Below are 12,130 nucleotides of genomic sequence, written 5' to 3'. Positions count from 1 at the left end.
GATTACGATGAGAAAATTCAAATTATTTATTATTCTGATTGCACTATCGGTTGTATTAGCTGGTTGTGGTAGTGCGGAAGGGGTATATTCTGATAAAGGACAAGTTTTTAGGAAAGTACTGCCATCAGATATTTCAACATTAGATTCTGCATTAGCTACAGATACGGTGTCATTCGATATTTTCAATCAAGTATACGAAGGCTTATATACATTAGATAAAGATGATAAAGCACAACCAGGGGTAGCAAAAGCAATGCCAAAAGAAAGTAATGGGGGAAAAACACTTACAATCAAGTTACGTAAAGATGCCAAGTGGTCAAATGGGGATCCAGTAACGGCACATGATTTTGAGTACGCTTGGAAACGTGTGGTGAATCCAGATACGGCATCTGAGTATGCTTATATCATGTATGATTTGAAAAATGCTGAAGCAATTAATATGGGTAAAAAGGATGTCGATGAGCTAGGTGTGAAAGCGGTTGATGACCATACATTAAAAGTTGAGTTAACAAAACCGATTCCATATATTAATGAAATGTTCGCATTTGCTACGTTTATGCCACTGAACGAAAAAGTAGTGAAGAAAAATGGTGACCAATATGGGACAACAGCAGCTAAAACAGTATTTAATGGGCCGTTCAAAGTGAAAGAATGGAAAGTAGAAGATAAGATACAACTTGTAAAAAACGAAGATTATTGGGATAAAAAGCAAGTACACTTAGATCGTGTAAACTATAAAGTATTAAAAGATCAGCAAGCTGGTGCCTCACTTTATGATACTGGTTCAGTTGATGATACGACGATTACAGCAGATCAAGTGGATAAATATGCTGACAACCCAGGCTTGAAAAAACGTTTATTAGCAAGTACATTCTACATTAAAATGAACCAAGATAATGTACCTGAATTTAAAAATAAAGACTTAAGACTGGCAATTGCACAATCTATTGATAAAGAAGGATATGTTAATTCAGTTAAAAACAATGGGTCAGAAGCAACAAATGGTTTCACTGCGAAACTAACAGCAGAGACACCTGATGCTAAAGATTTTTCTGAGTCTATTGATTCGCCATTAACTTATAATCCAAAAGCAGCTAAAAAACATTTTGAAAAAGCTAAAAAGGATTTAGGCGTTAAAAATATAACCTTTACGATGAACACTGAAGATACACCAGATGCTAAAATATCTGCTGAATATATTAAATCACAGGTGGAAAGCACTTTACCTGGTGTTACTTTGAAAATTAAACAATTACCATTTAAACAGCGTTTAAATCAAGAATCAACAGAAGCGTTTGAAGCTTCATTATCTGGTTGGGGTCCTGATTATCCTGATCCACTAACATTCTTAAATATTATGACAACAGGTAACTCTAATAATAATACAGCATGGAGTAGTAAGGAATACGATAAACTTGTTAAAGATGCTAATGGAAAACTATTGAAAAAACCTGAAGAACGTAATGCAGCTATGAAACAAGCTGAAGAATTAATGTTAAATGATGCCCCAGTTGCACCAATTTATCAAAAAGGGGAAGCGCATTTAACAAATCCACAAGTTAAAGGTTTGGTATATCACCAAATCGGTGGTGATACAACACTTAAAGATGTAACCATTGATAAAGATATCGATCCTAAAACTGGTAAAAAGAAAGACTAATAAAAAATTAAAAAGTAACATAAAAGGAGCATCCAACTTAATGGATGCTCCTTTTTAACTTGCGGGATTTGAGATAAATAACTTATCTTTTACGACCTAAGCCCATTGCTTTTTCCATTTTTTTCAACGTTTTGAATGATACTTGTTGTGCTTTGTCTCTACCATTATCTAAAATAGTGTCAAGTTCTTCTGAATTTAAATAGTATTCATATTTTTCTTGGAAAGCAGTTAAGAAATCACTCACGATTTCTGCTAAGTCTGCTTTAAACACACCATAATTCGAATCTTTGTATTTTTCTTGAAGCGCATCAATTGATTCGTCAGTTAAACTTGAATAAATAGATAATAAATTAGAGATACCTGGTTTATTGTCGCGATCGAATTTAATAATACCATCTGAATCAGTTACAGCACTTTTTATTTTTTTAGCCGCAACGCTTGGTTGGTCTAGTAAAGAAATGAAGTTTTTTTGATTATCATCACTCTTACTCATTTTTTTCGTTGGATCTTGGAGACTCATTACGCGGCCGCCAACTTTAGGCATACGAATCTCAGGCTTAACTAAAATGTCGTTGTAGCGAGAATTAAATCTATCAACTAAGTTTCTTGTTAATTCCATGTGTTGCTTTTGGTCATCACCAACGGGCACGATATTTGTGTTGTATATAACGATATCCGCTGCCATTAAAGGAGGATATGTTAATAAGCCGGCAGGGACACCTTCCGTTTGTTTAACGGCTTTATCTTTAAACTGAGTCATACGTTCCAATTCACCGATAGAAGAAATGGTTGTTAACATCCAACTTGCCTGAACATGCGCTGGCACTTCTGATTGAATAAATAAAGTTGATTTTTCAGGATCGATGCCAGAAGCTAAATAAATTGCAGCTAGTTGTCTTGTTTGTTTACGTAATTTCAAACGATCTTGTGGTACCGTAATTGCATGCTGATCTACGATACAAAAGAAACAATTGTAATCGTCTTGAACTTCACCGAATTGTTTTAAAGCACCAATATAATTACCAATTGTAGGAATACCACTAGGCTGGATACCCGAAAATAATGTTTCCATATTACAATGCCTACTTTCTTAAATTTAATTTTTTACATAATAGGTTTATTATAACAGTATTTCAATCATTTGTAAGTTATGTTATACTATAGACATATCAATATTTTTAATTGAATTTATTGAGAAATACTTTTATTTTAAATTTTTGAAAAAATTAGAGAATTCTCATTTAATTTTAATGTTGAAAGGGTATACTTTCATTGTAAGGTTAAGAAAGACGAAATTACTTAAGCAATTTCTTAATCATATAAATATTGAAATCAAATGAATTTACATTCATGAAAAATAGGAGAGTGAGATGTATGGTAACATTATTTACTTCACCAAGTTGCACATCTTGCCGTAAAGCGAAAGCATGGTTACAAGAACATGACATTCCGTATACGGAGCGTAACATTTTTTCAGAACACTTAACAATCGACGAAATCAAACAAATTTTAAAAATGACTGAAGATGGTACAGATGAAATTATATCTACACGTTCTAAAACTTACCAAAAATTAAATGTGGATATTGACGCATTACCACTTCAAGATTTATATTCAATTATTCAAGATAATCCTGGTTTATTACGTCGCCCAATTATTTTAGACGAAAAACGTTTACAAGTTGGTTATAATGAAGACGAAATTAGACGTTTCTTACCAAGAAAAGTTCGTACGTTCCAATTGCAAGAAGCACAACGTATGGTTGACTAATTAATACATTAAATACATGAACTAGACGAGCCATAAAGCGATATTTAAGCATGTTGCTTTGTGGTTTTGTTATATTTTTAACATAACAAACAATTGGGTATGCACGTCAAATGATAAGGTGATATCATCTTATTGTTATGATGTGGCTAGCTATTTGTGAATAAGTAATGACATGATTGCAACAGCACTTTCTTAGTTTAGTGCTGTTTTTTTGGCTAATTCAAAGGTATATGTTAATATTAGAGACCAAATAGGATTTAGTAAAAATTAATCAAACAAATCAATTGTAATTCTTACTACGTTCTAATACAATATGATTACTATTCATCGACTGTAAGGAGTGAGATGATATGAGAATAGAGCGCGTTGACGCTACAACTGTTAAATTATTTATAACTTATAGTGATATTGAGGCTAGAGGATTTAAACGAGAAGATTTATGGACAAACCGCAAACGTGGAGAAGAATTCTTTTGGAATATGATGGAAGAAATCAATGAAGAAGAAGACTTTGTAGTAGAAGGCCCATTATGGATACAAGTGCATGCGTTTGAAAAAGGCGTTGAAGTTACGATATCTAAATCTAAAAATGAAGATCTTATTAATATGTCAGATGAAGACAATGAACAACTTGATTATCAGGTAAATGATTTATTGTCACAAACATTTGATCAAGATGATAGTTTAGAAGATTTATTTGATCAACGTCAACAACAAAAAGATAACAAGCAAAATCAAGATCAAAATGAGCGCAATCGTCAAAATACACGTACTGTGATTGTTAAATTCAATGATTTAGAAGAAGTTATTGAATATGCACACTATAATAATCAAGTGACAGATGAGTTCGAAGATTTATTATATAGTCTTAACAATGTATATTATTATGCTGTCCATTATGATGAAACAGTAGATCAAGAAACAATTAATGATAGTTATAGTCAATTACTTGAGTTCGCATATCCTACTGATAAATCAGAAGTGTATTTAAACGACTATGCCAAAATTATCATGAGTCATAATGTTGCATCACAAGTACGTCGTTATTTCCCAAACACAGAAGCATAAAATACAAGTCAAAATTAACGTATTTAATTTATAAAAGCACGTTAGATAACAAATGCATTATAAGATGTTGAAACCAGCTATGGGTCATTACCCTTAGCTGGTTTTTTTATAGAGCAATTGCGTTTTTAAATAAATAGGCAATATTTTATCTAGTAGTAGAAGTAATTTATTGATTAATAAGGTGTAATTATTATGAGGTGAAGAAGCGTGTTGTTAGCGTATGACCATCATAAACATTTAGTTTTTGCAAATCATGCTGTTAAAGGTGCCGAATATACATGTCCACATTGTAAAAATAAAATGATTTTAAAAAAAGGTGAAATAATCACACCACATTTTGCTCATTTAAAAGTAGCTTCTATTTTTTGTAGTAAAGGTGAAACTCAGGCACATTACTCACTTAAATATCAGCTTGCACTGAAATTGTCATGTATCGGTTATCATGTACAAATCGAGCCTTATATTGCTGGGATTTATCAATATCCTGATTTAATTATTGATAAAAAGATCGCCATAGAAATACAATTTTCAAAAATCACAATTTCTAGTGTGAAAAAACGTAGTAACGGTTTGTTACATATTGGTTATAGATTAATATGGATTATTCCAAACCCATATTACGATAAACTTAGGCATATTTTAATATTAACGAAGTACGAAAGAACTTTTATAGATTTTAAATCTAAACGCTTGCTCACATGGGACAGTAGTAACAAGCAGTTATATATGTATCAAATTTATAATTTTATTGGTGGCAATCGCTATATTGCACATAAATTTAAACTGGAGATTAAAGATTTTGACTATGTGTTTAGTCAAATTGAAACTGAAGATTTTACGCGTGATATCAAATTAAACAAAAATACGATTCAGCAATATATAAATCGTTGTCGATGTACACGCTCTGTTAAAGAACCAAGTTTAAGCGTTATGTATAATTTAGGTCTATCTGATAATTGGGTAAGTACGTATTTAGGAATCATATATCCAGAACAATTATACATTCAATCCCATCCTATTTATTGGCAATTGCAATTATTATATTTACTTGTTAAAACACCGCAAAATTTAAACGAATTTAATGAAAAAATAATGCTTAATCACTTTTATAACATAGAAAATACAAAGGATGTCATAGTTAATGAGCTTATAAATAAATTCAGAAATTCTTACAGTAAAATGGAATACAATAACGTGCAAAATTAGGCCGGACGTGAGAAAATTAAAGTATTGAAAAACATAGGAGGTTTACTAAAAATGACACAACAATTAACAAGAGAAGAACAAGAACGTAAATATCCTGAATATACATGGGATTTAACAACTATATTTGAATCAGATGAAGCTTTTGAACAAGCTTTCAAAGAGGTTGAGGATAACCTCGGTCAAGAGCAACAATTTCAAGGACATTTAGGAGATAATGCTGAAACTTTATATAAAGCGTTAGCATTAGAAGATGAACTAGGTTCAAAATTAGAAAAAGTATATGTATATGCACATTTAAAACAAGACCAAGACACTGCCAATGATAAATATACAGGATACGAATCACGTGCACATCAATTAATTATAAAATTTAGTTCAGGTTGGAGTTTCTTAGTACCTGAAATCTTACAAATAGATGAAGAAACAATTCAATCATTCATTGAAGAAAATGATGATTTAAAACAATATGCATTTGATTTGAAATTAATTAATGAAAAACGTCCTCATGTATTAACTGCAGATAAAGAAAAGTTACTAACAGAAGCGCAAGATGCATTATCAACACCAGATAATGTATATGGTATGTTTAGTAACGCTGATTTAGAGTTTGAAGACGCTGTCGATAAGGATGGTAATACGCATTCACTCACTCAAGGTACATTTATTAAATGTTTAGAATCAGATGATCGCGTGTTACGTAAATCTGCATTCGAAAACTTATACAAAGCATACGACGCATACAATAATACGCTAAGTGCTACATTGGCTGGAGAAGTTAAAAAGAATGTATTTAATGCAAGAACACATCATTATGAATCGGCAAGAGCAGCGGCGTTAAGTAATAACCATATACCAGAGACAGTATATGATAATTTGGTGAAAACAGTACATGAATACTTACCATTGTTACATCGCTATACCAAATTACGTAAAGAGTTATTAGGTTTAGATGATATGAAAATGTATGATCTTTATACACCATTAGTTAAAGATGTGAAATTTGAAATGCCATATGAGGAAGCAAAAGACTGGATGGTAAAAGCGTTGCAACCAATGGGTGAAGAATATATGAAAGTAGTACATGAAGGCTTAAACAATCGCTGGGTTGATGTGTTTGAAAACAAAGGCAAACGTTCAGGTGGTTATTCTTCAGGTGCGCACTTAACCAACCCATTTATTCTCTTAAATTGGTCGAATACAGTTTCTGATTTATATACTTTAGTGCATGAATTTGGACATTCAGCGCATAGTTATTTTAGTCGTCAAAATCAGCCTTCTAATTCAAGTGATTATACGATTTTTGTTGCTGAAGTTGCGTCTACTTGTAATGAAGCTTTATTAAGTGACTATATGGATAAGCATTTAGACGATGAAAGAAGACTATTGTTACTAAATCAAGAGTTAGAACGTTTCCGTGCTACATTATTTAGACAAACAATGTTTGCAGAATTTGAACATAAAATTCACCAAATTGAAGAGGCGGGTGAGCCGTTAACAGCTAATCGTATGAACGAAGAGTATGCAGAATTAAACAGATTATACTTTGGCGATTCAGTTGAAACTGATGAAGATATTAGTAAAGAATGGTCTAGAATTCCTCATTTCTATATGAACTATTATGTGTATCAATATGCAACCGGATACAGTGCAGCACAAAGTTTAAGTCATCAAATATTAACTGAAGGACAACCTGCTGTTGATCGTTATATTAATGAATTTCTGAAAAAAGGTAGTTCAAATTATCCTATAGAAATATTGAAAAATGCTGGGGTAGATATGACAACACCAGAACCAATTGAACAAGCTTGTAAAGTCTTTGAACAAAAATTAGACGCTTTTGAAAAGCTAATGAAAGCTTAATGTGAATGTATTCGTTTACAATATGACAAGTTTGTGACAAACTAAAATTATTTAATTCAAATGGTTGAAAGGTCTATTTTAGCGTGTTATATTATAAACATGAAATTAATCACATAACAAACATACCCCTTTGTTTGAAGTGAAAAATTTCTCCCATCCCCTTTGTTTAGCGCCGTGTAATCAGACACGGCGTTTTTTTATGCTCTTTTTAAATAAATTTCCAAGATGCGTTTAAATGAATAACTATTCAATTGACTTTATTCCGAAAAAGCGTTATCCTAAACTTGTATCTAAAATAAATACAAGAAAGAAGTGTTTTCATGAAAATTGCAGTAGTAGCAGCAAATGGGAAAGCCGGTCAACTTATTACTAAGGAAGCGGTAGAAAGATCGCTAGATGTTACAGCAATTGTTAGAAGTGAGAATAAAACAGTTGCGCATCAAGTCTTACAAAAAGATTTGTTTGATTTGACTAAAGAAGATATTGCACCTTTTGATGTCATTGTTGATGCATTTGGACAAATGAATAAAGATAAGTTGAATGAGCACAGTCAATCGCTAGAACATCTTAGTAATTTGGTTAGTGACAGTCAAAAACGACTCATTATTATAGGTGGCGCAGGTAGTTTATACGTAGATAAAGCACATACAGAAAGATTGATTGATTCTCCTGATATGCCAGAAGAAGTAAAACCTATTAGCATGGCGCAAGTCAAAACATTTGAAGAAATTAAAAAGCGTGATGATGTGCAATGGACTTTTGTGTGTCCAGCACCAGATTTTCAATTTGATGGTGAGAAAACAGGCACTTATAAAGTGAGTGATGATGAAGTAATAGGTACACATGTAAGTTATGCAGATTTTGCTAAAGCAATTGTAGATGAGGCAATGGGCCCTGAACATATTCAAAGTCGCTTTGCGGTATTTGCAAAGTAATTTTCAAAAAACAAAAAAGTAGTAAGCCATTCATAATAAAGCACTATCATAAAATGGGCTGGTGAGCAAAAGCGCACTAGTCCATTTTTTATGAACATACTAAGTAGTGCAAATATCTCTGCAATTAAAAAGATGTCATCGTAATAAAGGAAAATAGTTTGACTATGAATAGCTTAATAACTAAATATTTGTAAGATTAAAGGACAAAATATAGGAATTCACGTTTTGTTTACATTAATATAATTTTCTAATGTATTAAGTAATCTTTTTACTATAGTGTCATTAGGACAATTTCAAGTTCTTATTTATGAATAGCGTGAAAATCAAGTGCATTTTAAATTGTATGTATTTATCGTTTCTACACGAAATCTTCACGTGCTGATATACAGAGAAATTGTATGAGTTAAGGACTATGGGTTGGTCTATATCTCTAGAGTAGCAAGTACAATCTAAATGGTGTAATGAATATAAATAAAGAGGGCTAATCCATTTACATAGTGATTAGTCCTCTTTATTTGAACATGGGACTGTATGTCCCAACTTCATGTTTTTGAAATTAATACATTTATACTATATCGTACGTGTTAAAAAGATTAATTTTTTGCTTTCCAGAATTTGCCATCTGGTGATTTAAGTTTTTCAATTTTTTGCTGTAGTGCTAGCTTTTTAAGTTCTTTATTCATTAGTTTTTCCGGCCATTCATAAATCGTAAGTAGCTCTTCTTTGGTAACCAATTGTTGTTGTTGAATATAGTCTTCTAAACTTGGTGGTAATTCTTTTTCTATTGTTGAACCAATAAGCTCATTAATAATATATGTGTATATATGGTAAGGATATAAGCCTTCCACTTTTAAGCCTTCTTCATGAACATCTTCATTAAAAAATACGAGAGAGGGCGCTTCCTCAATTTCCATTTCTCGAGCAATATGCAAGTCTACTTGTAAACTTTCTTTTAAGCAAGAACTATTTAAATCTTCTTTAAATACTTCGTAATCTAAACCTGCGTTACTGATACAACTATTTACCATTGATTCAGTAATAATATCACGCTTAGGAATAATTTCATTTTGAACGAGATGTATAAATCGTTCAGCACGAATACGTCCTTGAAGTTCCGCAGCCTTATAGGCTAATGCGATATTATCTAAATCAGAGGTGCTCTGAGCTTGGCATTTTGTTAAAACACGTAATGAAGGGTTCAATATATGTCTAATACTAATATATTGCTTATATTCAATACGTAATTTAGAAAGGATAGCCGATAGCTTAAAGCATTCCTTACTGAATGGATCGAAAAAGGAATAAATTTCTATCTTGCTCACAGGTGAAAGATTTGCATCTTCACGACTATTAGGTTGTATTAATCTTAATTCTTCAGTCATGTCTATTCCACCTACAATTAATTTTCGGAATTAACCATGTGATTTGCCGTTAAACGTAATCGTTCATATAAGTAATCACCAACACCAGCTGGAAATTGTGCATGCGCGATTGCATGTGCCATATTTTCAAGCCACGCATCTCGTTCGTGATTTGTGATTATGAAATCCATATGCCGTTTTTTTAGCATTGGGTGACCATGTTCCTGTGTATAAAGGTTTGGACCACCTAAAAATTGCGTCAAGAATTGCTTTTGTTTTCTACTCGTTTCTTCAAAATCCCTAGGAAACAAATGGTTAATTCTATCGTCGCGTTTAACTAAATAATAAAAATGATCAATCATCTTGTATAAGGCGTCATGTCCAATGATTTCATAAGGTGTTTGAGTCATAATATCACCGTATCCTGTTAATATATTACTAATATAACATGAATTTTTACATTTGGAAGTAATTCGACTTCTTGCTATTGTGCTTGATTAATTGCCAGATAAATTTGATTTACGTTTAAAAAATCTTTGGACTTTATTATCTGGTATTTCATGTTGCATATTAAATTGTTCAAGAATATTTTTAAATTGTTTGAACCCTTCATCGTAATCATCAACTTCAAATTCTAGTTCAAAATCTTCGAAAGCAAGATAGCGACTTTTATCTAATACAAGTAAATTCCCATTAACTTCTTTTTCGAGTCGTTCTGTCGTTAATGCGCCAAGAATAACTAATTGATTTAAGTCAAAGTCCATTTTTTCAAGTTGTTCTATGATTTCAGCAGGCAACATTTGTGTCGTGATTGATTTGTTTAATTCAGGCACGACCCGAGTTTCAAAATTATATTCCATCAGACCAACTTCAGCAGGTATTTTTAAAGTCATCTCATTATAATCATCTTTCACACGAATTCTTAAGGCTGACTGGTTTGCCTTCAAGTCAAATTGTGGTGTATCAATATAGTAGTTAGTTTGACTAAAGGTACCGACATCCTGAAAATAGGTTTTATAAATGGATTGGTATTGTGATTGGGTTAATAATTGTTTAAATTCAATTTCATTATTCGTAGCCATGCATACACTCCTTTTTTACATATAATAACTTATTTTAAATCACTTTTTCCTTATTTTAAATTGAACTGCATTTGTAAAATTTGAATTAAGTAAAAGTTATGTATATATGTTGGTAAAACATGTAAGTTGTGACGTGTTATGTACGATAGAATTATGTTAAAATGATGAGGAATAAGGAGGAACAAGCATGCGTATTTATGTAAATGAAATTAAAGTTACAGAAGACAGTATAAATTGTTATACAGAGCAATCTACAGAAGGCTTACAAGAAGCAGGACAAATGCTTGTTGATAGCGATAATTATAGTTTTGCATATATTTTAGACGATGGACAATCATATTCTTATTTAATATTTGTCCAAGAAACTTGGTCTATGTTACATGAAAATAAAGGCAAGAAATTGATTATTAATGATGAACTAGAATTAAAACAATTCGAAAATGAATTTAACTATATATTGGATAACATACAAGGTAATTCAAATTATGGTAAGGAGTTTGTGTCCGTTGTTGAAAATACTTTCGAATTAGATTGAAGCGGAGTGAAGCACAATGAATCAGTGGGATCAGTTTTTATCTCCATATAAGCAAGCAGTCGACGAACTGAAGATTAAATTAAAAGGGCTTAGAAAACAATATGAAGTAGAAGATAATGCTTCTCCTATAGAATTTGTAACGGGCCGTGTGAAACCAATGACGAGTGTTATTGATAAGGCAAATAAGCGCCAAATATCATTTGATCGTTTACATGAAGAAATGTACGATATCGCTGGTTTACGTTTAATGTGTCAATTTGTTGATGATATAGATATCGTGGTTAATTTATTGAGACAACGTAAAGACTTTAAAGTTGTCGAAGAAAGAGATTATATTAGTAATACGAAACAAAGTGGTTATCGTTCATTCCATGTGATTATTGAATATCCTATAGAAACACTTAATGGAGAAAAGAGCATTTTAGCAGAAATTCAAATCAGAACGTTAGCGATGAATTTTTGGGCAACGATAGAACATACACTGAGATATAAATATGATGGAGACTATCCACCTGAGATTCAACATCGTTTAGAGCGAGCGGCAGAAGCAGCTTTCTTATTAGACGAAGAAATGTCTGAAATAAAAGAAGAAATTCAAGAAGCACAGAAATATTATTCTAAAAAGCGTGCGAAAAAGCATAATAATGACTAGGG

At 31.8% G+C, this 12,130-nt stretch carries 12 protein-coding genes; 8 read left to right on the top strand and 4 right to left on the bottom strand.

The annotated features are described in order from the left end of the window. Positions 1-7: 7 nt before the first annotated feature. Complete coding sequence (locus KA893_RS03165) at positions 8-1,660, top strand: peptide ABC transporter substrate-binding protein (RefSeq protein WP_115338611.1); 1,653 nt, start codon at positions 8-10, stop codon at positions 1,658-1,660. Positions 1,661-1,742: 82 nt separating this feature from the next. On the opposite strand, the gene trpS is transcribed toward KA893_RS03165, so the two are convergent. Then, positions 1,743-2,732: a tryptophan--tRNA ligase gene (trpS, locus tag KA893_RS03160; protein WP_002483766.1), complete on the bottom strand. Its 990-nt coding sequence runs from the start codon at positions 2,730-2,732 to the stop codon at positions 1,743-1,745. A gap of 302 nt (positions 2,733-3,034) precedes the next feature. On the opposite strand from trpS, the gene spxA reads away from it, so the two are divergent. From spxA to KA893_RS03135, 5 genes are all read left to right on the top strand, one after another. Beyond that, the gene (gene spxA, locus KA893_RS03155; protein ID WP_002483765.1) at positions 3,035-3,430 is read left to right on the top strand and encodes a transcriptional regulator SpxA; all 396 of its coding nucleotides are present in this window, start codon (positions 3,035-3,037) and stop codon (positions 3,428-3,430) included. A 350-nt stretch (positions 3,431-3,780) separates the two neighbouring features. Beyond that, positions 3,781-4,497: an adaptor protein MecA gene (mecA, locus tag KA893_RS03150; protein WP_002483764.1), complete on the top strand. Its 717-nt coding sequence runs from the start codon at positions 3,781-3,783 to the stop codon at positions 4,495-4,497. Between the two features lie 207 nt (positions 4,498-4,704). Then, positions 4,705-5,703 carry a competence protein CoiA gene (locus KA893_RS03145; protein ID WP_002483763.1) on the top strand — a complete coding sequence of 333 codons (999 nt, stop codon included), beginning with the start codon at positions 4,705-4,707 and terminating at the stop codon, positions 5,701-5,703. A 51-nt stretch (positions 5,704-5,754) separates the two neighbouring features. Beyond that, on the top strand, positions 5,755-7,563 hold the full coding sequence (pepF, locus tag KA893_RS03140; RefSeq protein WP_210125581.1) for an oligoendopeptidase F: 1,809 nt from the start codon (positions 5,755-5,757) through the stop codon (positions 7,561-7,563). 320 nt (positions 7,564-7,883) lie between these two features. Continuing rightward, the gene (locus KA893_RS03135) at positions 7,884-8,498 is read left to right on the top strand and encodes an NAD(P)-dependent oxidoreductase (RefSeq protein ID WP_002483761.1); all 615 of its coding nucleotides are present in this window, start codon (positions 7,884-7,886) and stop codon (positions 8,496-8,498) included. Between the two features lie 593 nt (positions 8,499-9,091). Here KA893_RS03135 and yjbH read toward each other — a convergent pair. The 3 genes from yjbH to KA893_RS03120 form a co-directional block, all read right to left on the bottom strand. Beyond that, positions 9,092-9,880, bottom strand: a complete 789-nt coding sequence (yjbH, locus tag KA893_RS03130; RefSeq protein WP_011303484.1) for a protease adaptor protein YjbH — start codon at positions 9,878-9,880, stop codon at positions 9,092-9,094. A gap of 17 nt (positions 9,881-9,897) precedes the next feature. Next, positions 9,898-10,269 (bottom strand): truncated hemoglobin YjbI, encoded by a 372-nt coding sequence (locus tag KA893_RS03125; protein ID WP_129303488.1) that lies wholly within the window; start codon positions 10,267-10,269, stop codon positions 9,898-9,900. Positions 10,270-10,356: 87 nt separating this feature from the next. After that, positions 10,357-10,941 (bottom strand): CYTH domain-containing protein, encoded by a 585-nt coding sequence (locus KA893_RS03120; RefSeq protein WP_069821851.1) that lies wholly within the window; start codon positions 10,939-10,941, stop codon positions 10,357-10,359. A gap of 187 nt (positions 10,942-11,128) precedes the next feature. Here KA893_RS03120 and KA893_RS03115 point away from each other — a divergent pair, with 187 nt between their 5' ends. Beyond that, a complete protein-coding gene (locus KA893_RS03115) occupies positions 11,129-11,476 on the top strand; it encodes a UPF0738 family protein (protein ID WP_002483757.1) in 348 nt (115 codons plus the stop codon). A 16-nt stretch (positions 11,477-11,492) separates the two neighbouring features. Beyond that, positions 11,493-12,128: a GTP diphosphokinase gene (gene yjbM / locus KA893_RS03110; RefSeq protein ID WP_194375913.1), complete on the top strand. Its 636-nt coding sequence runs from the start codon at positions 11,493-11,495 to the stop codon at positions 12,126-12,128. Positions 12,129-12,130 lie beyond the last annotated feature (2 nt).

Origin of the sequence: Staphylococcus sp. GDY8P126P (genome assembly GCF_017891965.1) — a bacterium.
Classification (GTDB): Bacteria; Bacillota; Bacilli; order Staphylococcales; family Staphylococcaceae; genus Staphylococcus; species Staphylococcus saprophyticus.
The sequence above is the reverse complement of the archived record's forward strand: the minus strand, read 5'-3'. Positions and strand labels throughout refer to the sequence as shown.